General features: G+C 32.6%; 20 protein-coding genes. 5 read left to right on the top strand and 15 right to left on the bottom strand.

What is annotated here, in order from left to right; all coding sequences use genetic code 11:
* Positions 1 to 294: 294 nt before the first annotated feature.
* From SD960_RS02050 to SD960_RS02020, 7 genes are all read right to left on the bottom strand, one after another.
* Positions 295 to 1,140, bottom strand: a complete 846-nt coding sequence (locus tag SD960_RS02050; protein WP_318800574.1) for a DMT family transporter — start codon at positions 1,138 to 1,140, stop codon at positions 295 to 297.
* 114 nt (positions 1,141 to 1,254) lie between these two features.
* Positions 1,255 to 1,395: a hypothetical protein gene (locus SD960_RS02045; protein ID WP_042566890.1), complete on the bottom strand. Its 141-nt coding sequence runs from the start codon at positions 1,393 to 1,395 to the stop codon at positions 1,255 to 1,257.
* A gap of 85 nt (positions 1,396 to 1,480) precedes the next feature.
* Positions 1,481 to 2,923, bottom strand: coding sequence for a serine hydrolase (locus SD960_RS02040; RefSeq protein ID WP_318800573.1), 1,443 nt, complete (start codon positions 2,921 to 2,923; stop codon positions 1,481 to 1,483).
* Positions 2,924 to 3,090: 167 nt separating this feature from the next.
* On the bottom strand, positions 3,091 to 3,234 hold the full coding sequence (locus tag SD960_RS02035; protein WP_318800572.1) for a hypothetical protein: 144 nt from the start codon (positions 3,232 to 3,234) through the stop codon (positions 3,091 to 3,093).
* An 11-nt stretch (positions 3,235 to 3,245) separates the two neighbouring features.
* Positions 3,246 to 5,006, bottom strand: coding sequence for a M56 family metallopeptidase (locus tag SD960_RS02030; protein WP_318800571.1), 1,761 nt, complete (start codon positions 5,004 to 5,006; stop codon positions 3,246 to 3,248).
* A gap of 34 nt (positions 5,007 to 5,040) precedes the next feature.
* A complete protein-coding gene (locus SD960_RS02025) occupies positions 5,041 to 5,406 on the bottom strand; it encodes a BlaI/MecI/CopY family transcriptional regulator (RefSeq protein ID WP_115848244.1) in 366 nt (121 codons plus the stop codon).
* Positions 5,407 to 5,733: 327 nt separating this feature from the next.
* Positions 5,734 to 6,948, bottom strand: a complete 1,215-nt coding sequence (locus SD960_RS02020) for an MFS transporter (RefSeq protein ID WP_318800570.1) — start codon at positions 6,946 to 6,948, stop codon at positions 5,734 to 5,736.
* 96 nt (positions 6,949 to 7,044) lie between these two features.
* Between SD960_RS02020 and SD960_RS02015 the strand changes: the two genes are divergently transcribed.
* The 5 genes from SD960_RS02015 to SD960_RS01995 all read left to right on the top strand — a co-directional run bounded on the left by SD960_RS02015 (position 7,045) and on the right by SD960_RS01995 (position 10,739).
* Positions 7,045 to 7,644: a DUF1684 domain-containing protein gene (locus SD960_RS02015; RefSeq protein WP_318800569.1), complete on the top strand. Its 600-nt coding sequence runs from the start codon at positions 7,045 to 7,047 to the stop codon at positions 7,642 to 7,644.
* On the top strand, positions 7,644 to 8,288 hold the full coding sequence (locus SD960_RS02010) for a TatD family hydrolase (RefSeq protein WP_318800568.1): 645 nt from the start codon (positions 7,644 to 7,646) through the stop codon (positions 8,286 to 8,288). The genes SD960_RS02015 and SD960_RS02010 overlap by 1 nt, the downstream gene beginning before the upstream one ends.
* A 60-nt stretch (positions 8,289 to 8,348) precedes the next feature.
* Positions 8,349 to 9,062 carry a tRNA threonylcarbamoyladenosine dehydratase gene (locus tag SD960_RS02005; protein WP_318800566.1) on the top strand — a complete coding sequence of 238 codons (714 nt, stop codon included), beginning with the start codon at positions 8,349 to 8,351 and terminating at the stop codon, positions 9,060 to 9,062.
* 101 nt (positions 9,063 to 9,163) lie between these two features.
* On the top strand, positions 9,164 to 9,826 hold the full coding sequence (locus SD960_RS02000; RefSeq protein ID WP_318800565.1) for an HAD family hydrolase: 663 nt from the start codon (positions 9,164 to 9,166) through the stop codon (positions 9,824 to 9,826).
* A 70-nt stretch (positions 9,827 to 9,896) separates the two neighbouring features.
* Complete coding sequence (locus tag SD960_RS01995; RefSeq protein ID WP_318800564.1) at positions 9,897 to 10,739, top strand: DUF2911 domain-containing protein; 843 nt, start codon at positions 9,897 to 9,899, stop codon at positions 10,737 to 10,739.
* A gap of 175 nt (positions 10,740 to 10,914) precedes the next feature.
* On the opposite strand, the gene SD960_RS01990 is transcribed toward SD960_RS01995, so the two are convergent.
* The 8 genes from SD960_RS01990 to SD960_RS01955 all read right to left on the bottom strand — a co-directional run bounded on the left by SD960_RS01990 (position 10,915) and on the right by SD960_RS01955 (position 21,536).
* On the bottom strand, positions 10,915 to 11,544 hold the full coding sequence (locus tag SD960_RS01990; protein ID WP_318800563.1) for an MCP four helix bundle domain-containing protein: 630 nt from the start codon (positions 11,542 to 11,544) through the stop codon (positions 10,915 to 10,917).
* A gap of 172 nt (positions 11,545 to 11,716) precedes the next feature.
* Positions 11,717 to 12,448, bottom strand: a complete 732-nt coding sequence (locus SD960_RS01985) for an alpha/beta hydrolase (RefSeq protein WP_318800562.1) — start codon at positions 12,446 to 12,448, stop codon at positions 11,717 to 11,719.
* A 119-nt stretch (positions 12,449 to 12,567) separates the two neighbouring features.
* The gene (locus SD960_RS01980) at positions 12,568 to 14,292 is read right to left on the bottom strand and encodes a sodium:solute symporter (protein ID WP_318800561.1); all 1,725 of its coding nucleotides are present in this window, start codon (positions 14,290 to 14,292) and stop codon (positions 12,568 to 12,570) included.
* Between the two features lie 124 nt (positions 14,293 to 14,416).
* Positions 14,417 to 16,948: a PIG-L family deacetylase gene (locus SD960_RS01975; protein WP_318800560.1), complete on the bottom strand. Its 2,532-nt coding sequence runs from the start codon at positions 16,946 to 16,948 to the stop codon at positions 14,417 to 14,419.
* A 188-nt stretch (positions 16,949 to 17,136) separates the two neighbouring features.
* Positions 17,137 to 17,649, bottom strand: coding sequence for a hypothetical protein (locus tag SD960_RS01970; RefSeq protein WP_318800559.1), 513 nt, complete (start codon positions 17,647 to 17,649; stop codon positions 17,137 to 17,139).
* A gap of 218 nt (positions 17,650 to 17,867) precedes the next feature.
* Positions 17,868 to 19,616 (bottom strand): hypothetical protein, encoded by a 1,749-nt coding sequence (locus tag SD960_RS01965; RefSeq protein WP_318800558.1) that lies wholly within the window; start codon positions 19,614 to 19,616, stop codon positions 17,868 to 17,870.
* Positions 19,617 to 19,785: 169 nt separating this feature from the next.
* Positions 19,786 to 20,889, bottom strand: coding sequence for an AI-2E family transporter (locus SD960_RS01960; protein WP_318800556.1), 1,104 nt, complete (start codon positions 20,887 to 20,889; stop codon positions 19,786 to 19,788).
* A 116-nt stretch (positions 20,890 to 21,005) separates the two neighbouring features.
* Positions 21,006 to 21,536 carry a mechanosensitive ion channel domain-containing protein gene (locus tag SD960_RS01955; RefSeq protein WP_318800555.1) on the bottom strand — a complete coding sequence of 177 codons (531 nt, stop codon included), beginning with the start codon at positions 21,534 to 21,536 and terminating at the stop codon, positions 21,006 to 21,008.

Below are 21,536 nucleotides of genomic sequence, written 5' to 3'. Positions count from 1 at the left end.
ACTTCCGTTTAAATTTGTTAAATAAAGTATATCTAGTATTGCAATAAGGATGATTAAACCATATTTAATCTGATCTTCAATATCAAGATTGTTTTTTGTTACAAAATAGAAAATAATACTGCAAAGTAAAATGATAAGTTGAATAGAAACAAGGAATAGACTAACTATAATAAAGGTTCTAAGATCGAAAGATTCAAAAGAGCAGAACCAGAAAATCATCCAAATTAAAATGGAAATAAAATATATTCCATTGGTAACTTTAATATATTTAAGTAAATCACGGTTCATTATAAATTATTTCTTAGCTGTTAAAGTACTTCCTGCAGAAGCCACGACAACACAAACTACAGCAAGAATTTCATAAAAACTTAAGTTTTCCTGTAAAAAGATAAAAGCACAAATAGAAGCTGCAGCCGGTTCTAAACTCATTAAAATACTAAAAGTTCGTGGAGGAAGCTGACCCAAAGCTTTCATTTCTAGTGTAAACGGAATTGCACTTGACAAAAGCGCAAGAGCAACACCCATTCCGAAAAGTTTTGGAGTAAGATTTGCCAATCCGTTTTCGTAAAAACCGAATGGCAGAATTAAAATTGCTGCAAATAACATTCCCGTAGAAACAGCCTGACCATCATTCATTATTCGGGAAATTTTTCCGCCCAAAACTATATAAGCTGCCCAAAGACCTCCAGCGATAAGGGCAAACAAAACACCCAGCGGATCGATTCGTTCATTTGACCATGGAGCAATTAAAACGATTCCTGCCGCGGCCAATAATATCCAGCAATAGTCTATTAAACGTTTTGACCCTATAATAGCAACCAATAAAGGTCCGATGAATTCTAAAGTAACCGCTAAACCAATTGGAATTCTTTCTATGGCGAAATAAAAAATCAAATTCATGGCTCCCAATGATAAACCATACGGAACTACAATTTTCCATTGCTCACGCGTAATTGCTTTTAAATTTGGCCTGTAAGCCAATAATAAAATCAAAGCCGAAACTCCAATTCGTAAAGATGCTGTTCCTGCTGCGCCTATCGCAGGGAAAAGGGTTTTAGCAATTGCTGCACCACATTGTACACTAATAATAGCTAAAAGTACCGCCGGAACAGGAGGAATGTTGAATTCTTTATTTTTCATGGAAATTATGATAAGGGCAAACTTGAAGCTTAAGAAGATGTATTTTTCTAATTTATTCAAATAGAAAGCGGTGTTGAAAATAAATCAACATTTACAAAAATATTGGATTATAAACTATCCCAAAGCACGTTTTGTTACATAAGCGCGGTAACCAATAATTGCCATCTGCCATTTTTTTGCTTTAGCAATGTCCAAACCCTGCTTAGTGAAACTTGGTAAAAGTAGTTTATTTATTTTGGCTAAAATTTTATACATGGTAGGTTAATTTTCATCAAAGATATAAAAAAAGACTTTGCGTTTTGGCAAAGTCTTTTTATGGTTTTTAATTACTATAATTATATTAATCAATCTTCAAAAGCAAATTTTTATCTGGTCCATTTTCAATATTTAAAGCATTTTCAGGAGCTTCAATCCAACCTGTTTTATTGATAACAAATTTGAACATACGTACTTTATCATTTTCAAACTGGCTTTTTGGAATCGAAAGTTCAAAAGTATCTTTGTTTTTTCGAACCATTTGGTACTTTTGATCTCTTGGATTCCAATTGTCGAAAGAGCCGGCAATGGAAACACTTTTTACCAGACTTGCGTCAAGACCCTTATCATGCTGATAGGTAAAAACAACATTGTTGTTACTAATTTTATAGCCATAAATTTCTTTTTTGCTGTTTTCATTAACCAATAAATCGTGTGACAAACTTACTATGGCATTTCCTAATGCATTTGCGGTTTTTTCATTACTGATATTTACAATAATAGAAATTCCTAAACCACGTTCAGGATAAACCAAAAACATATTTTGTGTGCCAAAAGCTCCACCATGTTTCCAGCAATTTTTTCCATTGTCGTCAACTTGTATGCCATCCCAAAAATAACCGTTAAAATCACTATCAGAATTTAATAGGTTTCTTTGAGATTCGAGAACTATTTTATTTTTGGTATTTAATTCAAAAGCAAGAAATTTGGTCAAATCACCTAAAGTAGATTTTAAATATCCTGCCGCTCCCCAAAGATTATCACACAGCATTGGCATTTGGATTTTACCATTATATCCATTTGCAATAATGGTGTTTTTATCCGGATGCAAAAATGTCGATGTCATGTTGAGTTTCGACAGAATATTTTCTTTCAAAAGTGTTTCGTAACTTTTATGAAAGATATTCTCCAGAATATGTGCCGCTAATTGAACACTTCCGTTACTATATTTAAATTTAGTACCCGGTAAAGTATCCAGCTTTATTGTTTTTAAATCTTCAAAGAATTTTTCTCTCGAATAGGATTCATCCATTTTTTTAAAATCAAGATAACTGGTATCGCTTGGATTATTTCTGAATTTCGAATTATCTGGTAAATCTTTATTAAACCCAGTTCTAAAAGAAACTAAATTCTTTATTTTAATTGGATTTCCCTGATATTCTAAATTAGGATAGGATCCTGTAATATACTTTCTAATATCATCTTCAGGACTAATTTTTCCTTCTGTAACGGCTTGAGCCATTAATAATCCGGTAAATAATTTTGTTATCGACGCAACTTCAAAAACGGTATTGTTATCAGCTTGATTTCCTTTTCCTTTATCTATTTCGCCATAATGTTTTGTGTATGTTTTACCATCTTTTACAATACCAATAGAAACAGAATTGGCTTTGGAATTTTCTAATAAAATTGTGGCATTTTTATCCATTGATGCCAGAATTTCTTTTTCGGATAAGTTATTTAATTGTTTCTGTGCCAAACAGGAGAAACCGGAACTTATCAATATTATTAAAATTATTTTTTTCATTTGATTGGGACTTAAATGTTCTATTTAACAAATTTGCATTAGTTTGTAACTAAAAGACTTTCGTATTAAATATTTGTTTCACTTCTTAAAGAAATATTGGGTTAAAATTTTGAATAGAAAAATAAAAGCTAAAAAAAGAACCAGTGTTTTGTTCACTGGTTCCTATCTTATTTTTTATTTACTTCAATTTTTATTTCTATTACCTTTTTGATACAACGATCAATATTCAGCTTTGTTCCGTTCATTTCTTTTTGACTAAAACATAAATTTAAAATGAACAATAGTGTTGCAATAAAAAATGTTTCTTTCATTTTAATAAATCTTATGATTTTTTATTTTTCTCAGCTTTTCTTATATCCCTTTCTTGCTGTCTCATATGTTGCTCATAGACTCTCATGCCTTTTTCGTATTCTCCCATGTTTTTTTCATATTCGCCCATATTTCTCGCATATTCGTCGCTGCTTGGTCCGTATGCTTTTTCTATGTATTGATTGAATTTCTCCATATCAGCATCAAATTTTTGCATAGCAAGATCGTATTTCGCCATTTCTTTATCGTAAATGGCTTCACGCTTTGCCATGATTTCTTCTACTTGTTTTTCATAAGCAGACATATCCGGTTCAAATGCTTCCATTTTTTTCTCGAATTCAGCCAATTCTTTCTCAAAAGTTTTCATGGCCGCTTTATCGTTATGGTTGGTTGGCGCTTTTGGTGCTTTTGGCATTTTAGACATATCCATAGGCGGCGCTGTAGGCATTGGCCCATTTGGAAACACTGGCATTGTTGGCATTGTTGGCGGTGTAGGAGGAGTAGGAGGAGTTACTTCACCAACTTGATTTCTAATTTCTCTAACTTCAATTTTGCGATCTTCAATAATCATGGGTTTGTCAATTGCATCATCTGTAAGAATACCTATTCTATTAGAACCATTCTCCTTAATGGATACCACAATTCCGCATTTTTTAATGGCTTTATCACCTTCTATCTGAAGAGTTTGGGTTTCTTCATTTTCTTTTTTGATATCGATTCTAATAGATGTCAATTCTTCTTTTGAATTTCTTTTTACATTAGAAATAACAACATCGGCATTGTAATTTTCCTTTAACTCTTCGGCCATTTCCTTTAAATCCTGATCTGTTGTATGCTTATTAATTTTGTAAACATCAACAGGATCTGTTTTTTCAGCAACTTCTGTTTTTTCTTTACTTTCTTTTTCTTGTGCAATAACTTTGATTTGAAATAAAAATACAAAGGCTACAAGTGCCGGAATTATGGTATAATACTTCCAATAATTCCATTTTTTTGATTGATTTTTGTTTAACATGACAATTCGTTTTTTGATTAATGATTGATAAAAATGATTGGTGATTGCAACACATGATTCGTGTGTTGTTATTTTTAAAAGCGTGTATTGATACGCTTTTTTGTCGGATATTTTTTTGGTGGCTTCGCGGTCTGCAATAAATTCCAGATTTTGCAAAATCGCTTTTTTGTACAGCCAGATGATTGGATTGAACCAAAAAAGCACACAAAAGATTCTCGAAATTAAAACGTCAATAGTATGATTTTGATCACTATGTACTTTTTCATGTTCCAGAATATTTTCTAATTCAGATTCGCTGTACATTGATGAGTTGTACACGATATAATCAAAATAAGAAAAAGGCGCAATATTTTCTTTGACGTCAACAAATTTAAAATCAGCTTGTTGTTGTACTTGTTTACCTTTTAAAACGGAGTTTAAACTATAGAAATCAAGAGCAAACTTTAGCATAAAAGCCAAAAATCCGAGGGCATAAATAGCAAGAGAAACTAAATTCCAGTCTATCTCAAATGATTCTTTTTCACTACTTTGTGGAACGTAAGTTGGTGAATAGTTAAAATTTGGCAGTGGAGTAGGATCAACCCAGACAATTTTGGTGTAAACTAAAAAAGGCAACGCAACCGAGGTTAACAAACCAATTAGTAAAAACCATCTGTTGCTATTAAAAAATGTTTCCTTGCGTAATAAAAAATGATAAGCAAGATAAAACAAGATTAATAATCCACTTGATTTTGCGACAAATATGAAAAGTGCTTCCATAAAAAGGTTATTTTAGTTTGGTTGATTTTTTTTCTTACTTTTCTTTCGGATTTTCGATCATAGCAAGGATTTCGCGTAATTCATCGGCAGAAATTTTTTCTTCCTTCGCAAAAAACGAAACCATACTTTTGTAAGAACTATTAAAATAATTGTCGATTGCAGTACTCATAAATCCTTTTCTGTAATCTTCAATACTCACAATTGGATAATATTGGTGTGTGTTTCCAAAAGCATTATGCGCCACATATCCCTTTTCTTCCAAATTACGCACAATTGTCGAAAGTGTGTTGTAATGCGGTTGATCTTCAGTAATTTCTGCCTGAACCTCTTTTACAAAAGCTTTTTTAAGCTTCCATAAAATGTGCATGATCTCTTCTTCTTTATTGGTTAACTTTTGCATGTTTTCTAATTTTAATTCAAACCTACAACTATTTTTTTAGTTACACAACTATAAATGTAGTTATTTAACTAAAAAAGAAGTTTTGTTTTTCTTTTAGTACGGAAGAATTATATCTAACTGTTTGATTTTCAGGTTAAAATTAGTGATAAAAAATTTACCGCAAAGTGCGCAAAGTTTTTTTCTAAGTATGATTTTATTAAATAAAAAAAGTCCGCAAAGCTTTGTTTTGAAAAAGCTTTGCGAACTTTATGTTTATATAATATCACCTTAAAATAACTTTGTGAACTTTGCGTAAATCTTTGCGGACTTTGCGGTAAAATTATTGAATTAGACTTTCTCGTCGACTAAAGCTTTCCTAATCCAGAAACAACAAAAAGTCGCAATAACACCAATACAAGCCATAAATAACCAATTAGTTTGATAACCTTGCCAGTCAATAATTCCAAAACCAACTTTTGAACTTACAATATGAGCCAAACTAAAACTCATCGTATAAAGTGCCATATAACGGCCTTCATGCCCACGTGGCGCCCGGCTTAAGGCAAATGCATTCGAAAAAGGAAAAGTTAGAATTTCTCCAATCGAAATGCAAACCATACTAATCACCAAAACTCCGGCCCAGGTATTAATCAGTAATAAAAAGAAACTTAAAGCCATTATGAAGGATCCAAGAATGATAATTCGTATTTTTGAGTAGCCCTTTCTTTCCATAAAACCAACAGTAGGTACTTCCAGAGCAAAAATTAAAAGTCCATTTAAAGTCATTAATAATCCGGTTTGGAATTCGCTTAAACCAAATTTTTTATGATGATATAAGGGTAATGTCGTAAATAACTGGAAGAATATCATAGCGGTTATAAAACTCACAAATAAGAAAACTAAAAAAATACGATCATGAAAAGCCGACTTTATTTCTGTAGGAATTTCTATTTTATCGTCATGAACCGCTTTTTTCTTTTCTTTAACCAATAAAGCAAAAATGGAAATCGAAATGATACAAGATGCACCATCAACCCAAAAAAGTCCCTGATAACCAATTCCCATAATAATCAAACCTCCCAAAGCAGGTCCAGCAGCAAAACCTAAATTTACTGCTAAACGTACTAAAGTTAAGGCACGAGTTCTGTTTTCTGGTTTTGCATAAGCGCCCAATGAAACAAACATTGCCGGTCTAAACATATCTGCAATTGTCATTAAAACAAACATTGCAACACATAATCCCCAAAAAGAGGTTATATATTGTACAAAAAAAAGTGAAACTCCGCTGGTAAATAAACTAAAGATCATGATTTTATAAAAACCAATTTTATCAGATAATTTTCCGCCCAGCCAGGAACCCAGCATTGATCCTAAACCAAAAGAAACCATGATCCAACTTACATCTTTCAAATCAAAGTGCAAATCTTCATTTAAATATTTTGACAAAAAAGGAAGCACCATTGTACCGGCTCGATTGATAAAAGTGACAAGCGTAAGAATCCAAATTTCTCTTGAAAATCCTCTAAAATTATTGATGTAATGGTTAAAAGCAGTTTTGAGCATTATAAATAAGTATTTGCAACAAAGTTAGGAAACTTTGTCACTTACTGCGGTTGGAGCTTTGTTACTTTTAAACTATTTTTGCTTAAAATTTCAAAGATGAAAAATGTAATTGCTTTTTTAGTATTGTTACTGGTTAATTTTTGTTTTGGTCAGAAAAAATTTGATCAGAAAGAAACAGAAAAATTTCAGAAAACAATAAACGCTGAATATGCTGATCCTAAGACTAGTCCGCTTATGGAAGAAGATTTAAAGACTTTTAAAGCTTTAGATTTTTACCCTATAAATTCAAAATATTTTGTGAATGCCAAGTTTGTAAAAGCAAAGAATGAAAAGGTCTTTGAGATGAAAACTACGGGAACAAGAACTCCACAATATATTAAGTACGGAACTTTATATTTTACCTTAAACGGTGTCGCCCTGCAATTGAACGTTTACAGAAATATCGAACTTTCTAAAACGGCAGAATATAAAGATCATTTGTTTTTACCATTTTCGGACTTAACAAGTGGCAAAGAAAGCTATATAGGAGGAAGGTATATTGATTTGAAAATTCCGAAAGGAAACACAATTGCAGTCGATTTTAATCAGGCTTATAATCCGTATTGTGCTTATAATCATAAGTATTCATGTCCGTTGGTTCCTTTAGAAAATGATTTGAAGGTAGAAGTTAAAGCTGGGGTTAAAACATTTCATTAATGGAATTCTTTAATTTTCATACCCATCAATTTACAAACCAGCCTGATATTTTAGAGCTGGTTAATCAATATCCGCAGGAATTTAATGCTGGAATTCCGTTTTATTCTGTCGGAATTCACCCTTGGTATATTGTGGAAGACAGAGTTGATGCTGATTTGAAAATTATCGAAGAGAAATTGCAAACCAATAATTGTCTGGCAATTGGCGAATGTGGTTTGGATAAACGCATTGAGATTCCGTTAGAGCAGCAAATTATAGTTTTTAAAAAACAATTGGCTTTAGCCGAAAAATATAAAAAACCCGTTGTAATTCATTGTGTTGCGGCTTTTCAGGAAGTAACTGTAATCAGGAAAGAAATGAAAATTTCAGTTCCGATGATTATGCATGGTTTTTCAAAAAATGCTCAAATTGCAAATCAGCTTCTTAAAGATGGATTTTATCTTTCGTTTGGAAAATATTTATTGAGAAATCCGGAATTGAAAACGGTTTTTGAGCAAATTCCAAACGATCGCTTTTTTCTGGAAACCGATACAGTTGAAGAAAGTATTAAACAGGTTTACAATTTAGCAGCAGATTATAAAAATTTGAATATAAATGAATTACAAGATATTATCTCAAGTAATTTTAAAGAAGTTTTCGGTTAAAGTTAAACTTGAAACCTGAAACCTGAAACAAAATAAACTTAACAAAAATAAGAAGATTATATGGCAGAGTGGACAGAAAGAGCCGAGCTTTTATTTACAAAAGAAGGATTACAGAACTTGCAAAACTCGAATGTTTTAGTAGTTGGTTTAGGAGGAGTTGGCTCATTTGCAGCAGAATTTTTGGCAAGAGCAGGAGTAGGGAATATGACAATTGTAGATGGTGACGTAGTGGATATTACGAATATAAACAGACAATTGCCAGCTTTGCATTCGACAGTTGGTGAGCCAAAAATAAAAATTGTTGGCGATCGATTGATGGATATTAATCCGGAATTGAAACTTACTCGTGTACAGGAATTTTTATCTCCGGAACGTGCTTTTGAGATTGTTTCTCCAGAATTTGATTATGTTTTGGATTGTATTGACAGTATCACACCAAAATTAAATTTGATTATTGCAGCCAAACGCAAAAGAGTAAAAATCATAAGCAGTATGGGCGCTGGCGGAAAAATGCTGGCTTCGAAAGTAAAAGTGAGCGATATTTCTAAAACAATAAACTGCTATTTTTCTAAAACGATCAGAAAACGTCTGAAAGAAGTAAAAATAAACAAATTAAAAGTGGTTTTCTCTTCTGAAATTCAGGACGAAAAAAGCTTAAAATTAACCGACGGGAAAAACTTCAAAAAATCATTCTACGGAACCAACAGCTATATGCCAGGATTATTTGGACTTCACGCTGCCGAAACAGTGATTAGATATTTGTTGAAAAAATAAGTTGCTAAGATGCTAAGTTTCTAAGCTGCTAAGATTTTAAACTTATAGCAAAAAAAACTTAGCGACTTAGCACCTCAGAACCTTAGAAACTTAAAAAAGAAATGATAAAAACAGTAATATTTGATATGGACGGCGTAATTGTGGATACAGAACCCGTTCATCGTTATGCTTATTATAAACAATTTACAGAATTAAATATCGAAGTAACCGAAGAAATGTATACTTCGTTTACAGGGTTTTCGACCCGAAATACTTTTCAAACTCTAAAAGGCTTTTTTCCAGCGATTGAACATGAAGTTGAAGATCTGATTCAGAGAAAAAGAAATATTTTTAATGATGCTTTTGATACCAAAGAAGATTTGTATCTGTTAGAGGGGGTAGAAGATTTAATCAAAGACTTGTATGCCAATGGAATACAGCTGATTCTGGCTTCATCAGCATCAAAAGTAACGATTGATCGTGTTTTTACAAGATTTAATTTGCATTCGTATTTTACGCATATTGTAAGCGGAGAAGATTTTCCGCAATCAAAGCCTAATCCGGCAATTTTTCTTCATGCAGCATCATTGTCTGTGGCGCCTGCAGAAAATTGTATTGTAATTGAAGACAGTACAAACGGAGTGAAAGCGGCAAAAGCAGCAAATCTGTTTTGTGTAGGTTATAATAGTCATCATTCTAAAATGCAGGATTTATCTGCTGCTGATTTGGTTATCAACCATTTTAACGAATTAAATGCACAAAAAATATCACAGCTAGGCGCTTGAATTATATAATATTTAACATTTGTTCGCTAATTGAATTTGTAAATTTGAACAAAACAAATAAACTCAAGAAATGAAAAAACTACTTATTGCATTAGCCATTATTTTGGCTCCTTTTGCTACAGAAGCACAAATAAAAACACCACAAGCGAGTCCGAAAGGTTATATCAAACAAACTGTAGGCTTAACAGATGTTGAAGTTACTTATTCAAGACCAGGTGCCAGAGGAAGAGCTGTATTTGGAAATTTAGTTCCATTTGGCAAATTATGGAGAACCGGTGCTAACGAAAATACAATCATTAATTTTAGCGATGATGTTATTATTGATGGTAAAACATTGAAGAAAGGAAAATATGCAATATATACAATTCCTAAAATCGAAAGCTGGGAAGTGATTTTTTATCTTTCTACAGATAACTGGGGATTACCTGAAAATTGGAATGAATCGTATGTTGTTTTAAGAACTACAGTAAAAGAAGAGGCTTTACCAACTCCTGTTGAGACATTTACAATCGGGATTAATGGTTTAGATCCAAACTTTGGTTATTTAGAAATGGCTTGGGAAAACTCTCATGTTGCTTTAAAATTTGAAGTTCCAACTGCAAAAAATGCGATCGCAAGTATTGAAAAAACTTTAGGCGGACCAACAGCGAATGATTATTTTGCTGCATCTCAATATTTGTTTCAATCAAACGGAAATATCGAAACAGCAAGAACTTATGTAGATAAATCTCTAGATATGAGTACTGAAAAACCTTATTTTATCTTAAGATTAAAATCATTGATTCAGGCAAAACAAGGAGACAAAAAAGGCGCAGTTGAAACGGCAAAAGCTTCATTGGCCGCTGCTGAAACTGCAAATAATCAGGATTACGTAAAATTAAATAAAGATAGTATTGCGGAGTGGAGCAGATAATAATTCTTTGAATTATTAAATTCCATATATTTTAAATCCCAAATTCCAAAAGCTTTGACTTTGGAATTTGGGATTTTTTTTGTCATTGCGAGGAACGAAGAAATCTCACGATATGTATTCTGCAAAAATAAGAAAACATAAATGAGATATAATGTGAAAACCTGAAACAAAATCTCTAATTCATACTCGGAGGCTCAGGAATCTTGATAGTACGTTTTGTTTTTTTGACAATTAATAAATAAAAAGTAATTCCGCCCAATACAATGAGCAAAGCGATCTCCAGTTGTCCTAGGCTATTATTATCATTATACATGGCATTTGCGCTGGCCAATTTTACTTTTCCTTCTGTAATTTGAATTTGAGATAATTGTTCTAAAGTTTTTAAAGCTTTTTCACTCGATTTTGCAATTTGATCCCAATTTTTATTTTGGGTTTGTTTATTAATTGTATTACAGGAATTTAGAAAATTTTGAAAAAATATTCTTTCGGTTGGTGTCAAAACTGTTTTTTCGTATAAATGATCTATCGAATGAATTACTTTTAATGTGCTGATAATTTCATCTGTTTTAATAGTATCACTGAGATTCAATTTCTCTGCTTCGGCTTTTATAAAATGAAGTTCTTTTGAATATTGAAAAATATAATGTGCCACCACCAAACGATCTTTATAGATTGCGTTTATATTTTCATTTACCTTTTTTGAGTTTTGAAGCGTATTGAAATTACTTAAAATAATAATCAGCATCACAATCAGCAAAATGAAAGCAGCTTTGGTCTTATTGCTGATTTTATGTAGGTCTTTCATTTTGTTTAAGGTTTTGATTTTTCTCTATATCGTCTGAAAACTTCATTTACTAAGTGTTAAATTACTTTAGCAATTAGTCACGAACTGATAATCAGTATTTTAAATTGTTTATTTGTTTAAGGCTAGATTTTGGAAATACTAAAATAGTCTTTTTATTACAATTACAATATAATTATTTACTTATAAAATTGAGTATGTGGCGAAGTGTTTCTTCCTGTTGTTTTTCGCGGGAAATTGTTGCAGAATCGTCTCCCAATTGAAAACCATAATAGCCAAATTGTCCGTGATTGGCTCCTTCGATCTTTATAAATTTTGTATTTGGAGGAAGTTTAGCTTTATTCTTAAAAATTGTTTTTTCATCGGCAACACCATCTTTTGAACCGTATATCTTCATTATTGGAATTTTACTTTCTGCCAATGAAATATCTCGAGGATGTGTTGTTCCAATTAAAATCAGTTTTTGAATTAAATCAGGATTTTCTTTTACAAACTGAGCAGCCATTTTCCCGCCTTGCGAATGTCCCGATAAAATATAGGTTTTGGTTTTATCTGCAAATAAATCAAGCTGTTTCGGAATTTCGTAACCTTTTGAAGCCAGTCTCCAGGGCATTTTTATCAGATAAACTTTGATTCCGTTTTCTGAAATTTTTCTACATAAAGGCACATAAGCTTCCGGATCAACCATTGCGCCGGGAAAGAAAATAAAGACTTTATCAAATTTTTGTTTTGGTTCAAACAGAAAATAATCATCGCTATCTTTTACTGAAATTTCGGCACTGGTTTCTAAATAAGAATCAGGAACATTTTTAGCCTGATAAGAATAAAACAACCAAATCGTAAACAAAATAGCAATGGTAAACCATACTCTTTTTATGATCTTTACGATTTGGTATTTCTTTTTCATAGTTATGATAGTTTCAATTACTTGAATATAAAAATATTAACTATTTTTTGTTTATCAATAACATCTATAATTAGAATCAGTTTTTGAAAGATAAAAACTGTCTCGTTTAATCATTAAAATTATTCCAAAACCACTTCATCAACGTCTTTTTCTCCTCTAAAAAAGAAAAATTGTATCAACAATGACAATATGATTGTCAACATTGCCCCAATAAAATTAAGCCATAAATAACCCAATTTTTCCTGACTGTAAATCATAAAATAATAAATAATAAATATAGTGGTCTGGCTAATGATTGCACTGATAAACATGGCTTTTGCTTTTACGCGACGCAAATAAAATCCAACCAAAAATATTCCTAAAACTGTTCCGTAAAAAATAGAACCAATAATATTGACAAGCTGAATTAAATTCTCAAACAAAGTTCCCACGCAGGCAAAAAGTATAGCTACAATTCCCCAGAAAAGAGTGAAGAACTTTGTTGCATTTAAATAATGTTTCTCAGATTTTTCGGTTTTAAGATTTCGTTTGTAAATGTCAATTGCCGTTGTCGAAGCCAATGCATTTAGTCCTGAAGCTGTTGATGACATTGCTGCAGAAAGAATTACAGCCAATAATAAACCAATTAAACCTTTTGGCAAGTAATGCAAAATGAAATGGAAAAACACATAATCTTTATCATTTGTTTCACTATTACTGTCGGCTTTTGAAATAATTTCTTTGGCACGGTCGCGCAGATCTTTTTCTTTATTGGATAAAGCAACTAGCTCTTTACGCAAAATCGGATTGTCATAATCCTGATTCAACTGATCGATATACAATAAATTGATTACTTTTTTATCTTCAGAAAGTTTGCTTAATTTCTTTTCCAAGCCATGATATTCTTCCTTAAAAGCCGATTTTTCAATGACAATTTTGTTATTTGGATTAAAATTTAATGGAACCGGATTGAATTGGAAAAACACAAAAACCATAACTCCGGTTAACAGAATAAAAAATTGCATAGGAACTTTTAAAAGTCCGTTCATAATTAATCCCATTTGGCTTTCGCGAACCGATTTTCCTGATAAATAACGACCAACCTGCGATTGATCTGTTCCAAAATAGGCAAGGGCTAAGAAAAATCCGCCTGTGATACCGCTCCAAAAAGTATATTTTTCTTCGGGATCAAAAGAGAAGTCAACAATATTCATTTTATCATTTGCACCGGCAATATGCAGTGCGCTGTTAAAAGTCATATCATTTGGCAAATAATGTAAAATCAGGAAAAACGTGATAAACATTCCCGACATGATCACAAACATTTGCTGTTTCTGTGTTACGTTTACAGCTTTTGTTCCTCCCGAAAAGGTATAAATAATGACAAGAACACCAATCATGATGTTCATAAAGGTTAAATTCCAACCCAAAAGAGCCGACAAAATAATCGCAGGAGCATAAATGGTAAGCCCGGTTCCCAAACCTCTTTGCACTAAAAAAAGAATAGCGGCAAGAGAACGCGTTTTTAAGTCGAATCGTTTTTCCAGAAATTCGTAAGCGGTAAAAACTTTATTTTTATGATAAAGCGGAATAAATGTCAAACAAATCACAATCATTGCAATGGGCAATCCAAAATAGAACTGCACAAAACCCATTCCGTCATGATAGGCTTGTCCGGGAGTTGATAAAAAAGTAATTGCGCTGGCTTGTGTCGCCATTACCGAAAGACCAACTGTATACCAGGGAGTTTCGTTATTTCCTAAAATAAAATCTTCGACGTTTTTACTTCCTTTGGTTTTCCAGGATCCATAACCAACAATAAATAAAAGCGTAACGATCAATACGATCCAGTCAAATAATTGCATAGGTTATGAGTATAATTGCATGATTAAGAAAAAAATCACAATGTAAATTGCGTTGGCTACCAAAACGTAGGTGTAGCTTTTTTTCCATTTTTTTGTTTTTTTAGCTTCCATATTCTTGAAATCTCTATTTTTTTAGTTCTTGTTTAGGCGCTTCTATTGGCTGTTTCAGCGAAATAATATTCGACAATAACCTGTAAGCTCCGGCCACGCCCTCAGGCAATTCCCTAAAAAAGCTTAAGCCTGTGTAAATGTAATATCCTTTTCCGTATGGTGCTACTAATAAAGCGCCATCTTTAGCAGATTCGCCTTTATCATGCGATGATATAATAGGAGTGAAGGCAGCATCATATTCATTAGGATAATACAAACCTTGTTCTTGTGTCCAGCCTTCAAAATCTTTTGGTGTGATTTTGTTTGGCGTATTTAAGACAGGGTGATTTGGTGCTAAAAAAGTAACTTTTGCGTTTTCTTCGGTAACACGATCATTTGATATTTTTAAGGGATATGGTGCAATCTGATCGGTTACAGTTCTGCCAAAAGTATTGTACTGAACAATCATGTTTTTACCGCTTTTTACAAAATCAAAAAGTATTTTTTGTTTGTTTGCTAATGCATTTACGGTGTTGTAAGCACGAATTCCGGTAATTACGGTACTAAAGGAATCCAGTTTTTCAGGCGTAATTTCTTCTGGTTTTACAATCGTAACTTTATAACCCATTTGTGCCAAACTTTCCGGGACTTCGTCGCCCGCGCCCATAATATAGGCAATAGCATCTCCGGAAGTTTTCAAATCAATTCGAATACATTTTGATTCGGCTGATTTTAAAACCATTTGTTTTGTGATATGATCAAAATCAATGATAATTTCATTTTTGTCAAAACGTTTGTTGTCAACAATTGCTACACTTTTTGCAACGGCTTCTTCCGGTAATGTTGGTGGTGTAACTTCAAAATAAAAAGTTTGCTCAATTCCTTTTTTCGCCAAATTAAACGGAATTTCTTTTGGAGAAACTGCCCAGCTTTTTGGTAATTCAAGTTGCAAAACGCCCTTAATATCATCTTTTCCTGCCCGAACTTTTACAGGAATCATTTTGCTTTTAGTACTTCCAAACAGTAAAACTTTTTCCAGAATTGAAGTAGTAACTTCTGGAACTATATCCAGAAAATTATACATTTCACCTTTTACACCATCATTATATTTGTAAACAACAGTGCGCTCAAACGGAATTTCAACACCATTTATTTTGACATTAAAAATAGCTTTTGTTTCTCTGATAATATCCGGAATTCCAATATTTTCCTGATTCAAAACCGTGTACATTCCTACGCTTGCTTTTTCTTTTAACCAATAAGGCTGCGTGTATTCAATTGTATTTGGAAGCTGAATCTGAAGATTGATTTTCTGATCGTTGTTGTTTTGTAAAATACTGTTTTGAACTCTAGTTTTATTATCCGGCAAGGTTGTTACGCTCGTTAATTCCATTGCAACAGCACATCTGTTTATGGCTTCAAGGCTTAATTTTACAGTACTTCCCGGAGTTGCTTCCTGTTCGCTGGCAACAGCTTCCAGATAAAGTCCGGAACAAGAGGCAATAATGTTTTTTATTGCATTAGATTTTAGCTCTTTCCAATGATCATCTTCTAAAGATTGAATCATCGAATAGGCTTTTACCAAATCAGGAATACTGGCAGATGGATTGCTGAAATTATAGTTTGAAATAATTTTAGAAATTAATTCTCCAACAGGTTTTCCTCCTTTAACACGGTTCCATGTTGTGTCGATTCCGTCGAATAAATTATCGCGATCTTTAGGATTTTCTCCATTAATAAGTTCCAGATATTCGGTTTCGTTTCCACGAACGCCAGTGCTTCCAAAACCCTGCGATTGGTGACGGCTGCGGCTTAAAGCGGCAATTTCCTGATTAGATTTTCCAATTCCGGTATAATATACACCTGTTTCCAGTTTGGTGAACTTTGATTTATTTGCTGCATCAAATTTTTCCTGGCTTCCGTAAAACCACCACGAAGGATTAAAAAACTGACGTTTTACCTGCCATGGTTTAACATATTTTAATTGCTCCGGATATATTTTAGGATCGTTTGTTAATTTATAACTTTCAATGCTCAGCATTGCTGATGATGTGTGATGTCCGTGAGTGGTTCCAGGTGAGCGATGATCAAATCTATTAATGATAACGTCCGGCTGAAATTTTCTGATTGTCCAGACAACATCTGCAAGGACTTTATCTTTATCCCAAATTTGTAAAGTTTCGTCTGGATTTTTAGAAAAACCAAAATCATTGGCACGAGAAAAAAACTGTTCTCCGCCATCAATTTTTCGTGCTTCAATTAATTCCTGAGTTCTTATAACGCCTAATAATTCACGCAATTGGGGGCCAATTAAGTTTTGTCCTCCATCGCCTCGGGTTAATGATAAATATCCTGTTCTGGCATTCATTTCATTTGCCATAAAAGAGATTAAACGGGTATTCTCATCATCGGGATGTGCAGCAATATATAATACAGAACCTAAAAAGTTTAGTTTCTTAATTTGATTGTAAATTTCTACAGAACTTGGTTTTTGTGGTTGTTGTGCAAAAGAGATTTGAAAACCTATAAAAAATAAAAGAATTAATTGAACCTGTATTTTTCGCATGGTGTGATTTGATTGTTTTTTGAAATAGCTTCAAAAATAGTAATTATTTTACGGAACAGTATTTAAATGAAATGTTAATGCTCAAAAATCGATCCGATTTTTAAGATGAAAACCTAGAAAAAACAAAAATAAAAAGGAGAGCATCGTTATTTTGATACTCTCCTTTAAAAAAATTGGCTATTATTTTATTATCTTCTTCCACGGTGATCATCGTGATCATCATGATCGTGTCTGTCGTGTCTATCATGTTTATCATGATGTCTGTTATCGTGGCGTCTGTCATCTCTGTGGTCATGACGATCGTTGTAGCCATACACAGGTCTTGCTCTGTATGGTCTTTGTGGTGCGCCATGATATCCTTTGTAATATTTTACTCTGTGTCTGTCAAAATACGTATAAGGCGTTCTTCCATGATAATCATTTAAAACTACTTTATATCCTCCGTACAAATCATAGTTACGATATTGTCTTGGTAAACGAGTTGCTCTAACCCATCTTCCTCCTCCAAAATAAATAAACTGTGAAGCTCTAACATCATAATACGCTTCAACATCCGGCAAATAGTAATATTCCATTTCAGAATAACCAGATGGTCCCCAAGCTGGAGGTGTTCCTATATTTACATTAACTGATACCTGGGCTTGTGTGGCATTTGCAACCAAAAGAAATAATCCCGCGATTGCTATTTTAATTGTTTTCATTTTGTTTAGTTTTTTATATTAATCGTAATGTTATTTAACGATATTCATATACTGTGCCAAAAATGAAAACAGCTGGTATTTTGACGAATAAAATACATGTTTCGTCGATGTAAAACCGCTACTGTATTGGGAATGTGTTGATTTTTAAAAAGTTACTAAAATTTTAAAAAAGCACTTTTTTTTCGTTTTTTTTTCAAAAAATAAGAAGACAAAATCGATTATTTATATTCAACAATTCTTGGTTTTGCAAGTTCGAAATTCTGTAAACCAAAATCTGTGGTTTCAAAAGTGTTAGTTTTAAATACATTATCCCCTTGTAACGGTATGCTTGGATAGTATGACAGCGATAATTGAAAGGAACTGAAAACTAAATAATCATTACTGATCACCAAACCAATTGTTACTTTTTGATAAGCCTTGTTGTTGAACATGGCATCATTCGGACTTCCTAACACGGCAATAGAGTAATTAAAAAACGGATTCATACGAAATCCCCACAAGGCATGCGGAGAATACGTTTGTGTCTGTAATGATAAAACTGCTTTACTGGTACCGTATAATGCAGCATTAAAACCCGCAAGACCATTTTGCTCGTTTAAATTAAGTTCGTCTCCAATAATTTCCTGCCGATTTCCACCTAAAACCAATTTTGGATTAACGAATTGTCTTAATTTCCAATTTCCTATACTATATAATTTGGTAAAATAATTCGACTCAAATAAAAACGAAGTCTGATACGTTTTTGATTGATGGAAAAAAGTTCCGGCTTCAAAATTGGTACTTAAAAATCCCCAGTCATAGTAATTTCCAAAAGAAAACTGAGCTCCAACATAGGGCCGCCAATATTTATTTTTATACTGATAACCAAGTGTGATGCCATAAATTCTACCAATCGGGACGTCTTCTGTTACACCATTTCTAAAAATATAACTGTCTTTGACGAATTTTCTGGTATTGATTCCGATACCGCTTAAAAGCAGTTTTTCATCAGAATAAAAATGCGTTGGATCATATAGGTCTGATGGCATTTCGGTATAATCAACATTCAGAAAACGGGCAGATACAATTAAATTGGTAACGCCATTATTATCATCTTCAAAAACCTTTGATGCTTTTCCTACCCAAAAATCCTGTATATTATTTTTAAAAGGCTGAAAAGCATATGTTGTATCAGGTAAAGGCGCCTGAAGCGTATCTCGTCTAAAATTTTGGGCAAAAAACATTCCGCCGGCCCATTTGGTCAATGGCGAGTAGAAATCACGTTCAATATCAATACTTTTAGAATAATTATTATCCAAATCCATATTGTATCTTAGTTTGGTACTAATATAGGTGTTCTTGATATTTGGTATGGTGTAGATAACATCATTGGCATTTTGGCCGTCATCAAAACGATTGGTAAAACGATATTCAAGTTCTTGTCCTGAACCAAAAAAATCTTTTTCCTTAAACCCCACAGAAACGCGGCTGCCTGATATCGAGAATTTTGGAATCGTACTCCAGGAATCTAAAACGCGAATGGTAACATCTACAGAATCTGATGCCGGACTCGCTAATTGCTTTGTAATTCGAACGGCCGTTACATATCGCTGCGCACGTATAAGACGCTCAGATTCCTGCACTTTATAAGAATCGTACGGAACATTTCTTTTAAACAGCAATAAATTGTAAATCGCTATTTTTTTTGTTTTAAGATGAAGTTTATTACCGGTTCGTTCTCCCCAATTTCGAGGCCTTGCTGTAGTATCTGCTATCGAATGACCAAACGGATCTAAGGTTATTACATTTATATTTCTAATGATTTTACCATCGTAATTGGCCGTATCTTTTTCTATAATTTCAGCTTCTTTCTTTTTAGGTTTATTGGCTCTAAAAAGTAATTTGTGCAAAGTTTTGGTAAACTTGTGCTTTTTAGAATAGTTTTGGATTTTTTTATACATTGCCGCACTATCTTTTTTTGTTTCCAATTTTGGCTTATCTACCTGCGCACAAATGCTCTGCAAAAAGAAGCATAGTAAAATAGAAAGTATTATTTTAAAGTTTCGGAACATTAAGTATAGTGGGCTTTTTACAGATAATTTTTACATGAATATAAGATAAATAAAACTCATATTTTTTAAAAGAATCATTTATTATTTAATTTTCAATTTTGAGTTTTCTGATTCTCCACGTAAATTTTCTCGGCATATGATTTCCCATTAAATATCCCCACGGTTCTAACGATTCTATTCTTTCAAAAATAATTTTCAAAATAGCTAAAAGCGGAATTGCCAAAAACATTCCCGAAACTCCCGCAGCGGCTCCTCCAACAATGATTCCCAAAATAGATACAAAGGCATTAATTTCTACTTTAGAATTAATAATTAAAGGCACAAGTAAATTATTATCAATTAACTGAACAACGAGATTTACTAACAGAATACTTAACACCATAGAGGTCTCGGGCGTGCCGGATAAAGATGCCAAAAGACTTATAATACCTGCAATAGTAATACCTATATAAGGTATTAGGTTTAAAATTCCGGTTATTAATCCTAATAGAATAAAATATTTGACGCCAACAATCCAAAATCCTAAACCAGTCAAAATGGAAACTACAATCATTTCTAATAATAAACTAACAATATAATTATTTATAGAAACCCGTATTTGTGCCAATATATCTTTTAAAGCAGAATGGTCTTCTTTGTTCACTAATTTTGCCAAAAAAAGAATAAAATGATCTTTATACAGCAAGAACAAAAACGTATAAATTGGAATAATAGTACAATCTATTAAAAGATCGGTGATAGATAGTATTGCAGAACCTAAAGTGACAACACCGCCATTTTTAACAGAATCTTTGGTAACCGTATCAATGTATTTTTTTTGTTCACCAATGCTGATATGAAAATTATCTTTAATAAACTTATGAACCTCAGTTATAAAGACATTTATGTTTTTCTTTATAGCATCAAAATCGTTAGCAATATCTTTAACCTGATAGGAGATAAAGACTAATATACCTACAATAAACGCAGCAAATATCAAGACACAAAGTATAGCGGCAAGATGTCTGGGAAATTTAAATCGTACGTTAAAAAGAGTAAAAATAGGCAGCAATAAAACGGCAAATAAAAAGGCCATCAATACGGGTGTAATGATATCTTTTCCGATACAAAATATAAATGCAAAACAAAGTAAAGTTATAAGTATGAAGGAAAGTTTAGCGTAAAACGGCAATTTTATTGTTCGAATCATTGGTATAGAAATTAAGTTACATGGATCGAAAATTGATCTATACAAAATTCCTTAATTTCCCACAAAATTGTGTTGTACGTTTCTAATATTACTTTACAAGATTCCCATTATAGATTTTAATCGAAAAACTCTTTATCTTCATAGTGGCTTGGCATGATTGAAATCCCTTTTTGAAGCAGTAGGTTGTTCGGGAAAATGATTCTTTCGCCATCTCTTGTTCGAAGATTAACATGAAAGGCACTAATGTCTTCTATTTCTGCTTCGATGGGAAAATCTTTGTCATGGATTTTAATAGTATCGCCAATTCTGAAAGGAAATGAAAAGAACAAAATCATTCCAGAAGTTATATTGCTCAAAATAGACCATTGCGCAAACATGGCAACGCCAATAACGGTAGCAATTGACGAAACGGTAATAAAAATATCTTTGGTATCAACCCCCCAAATAACAATTAAACTAATGGTTACCAATATATTCATCAATATGTGAATATATTTTATAACCAAATTAGTCCGGTGTTCCAATAATTGACTTGAATGCGCATAACGACGAATTAATTTTGCAATTATAACGCGTAACGCCATTAAAGTTAACAAAAGAATGACGGTGGTTAAGATCTCCTGGCTATATTCTTTAAAAGAAAACAT

Source organism: Flavobacterium sp. MMLR14_040 (genome assembly GCF_033657265.1).
In the GTDB taxonomy this organism is placed as follows: Bacteria; Bacteroidota; Bacteroidia; order Flavobacteriales; family Flavobacteriaceae; genus Flavobacterium.
This window is presented reverse-complemented; position numbering and strand designations above follow the sequence as displayed.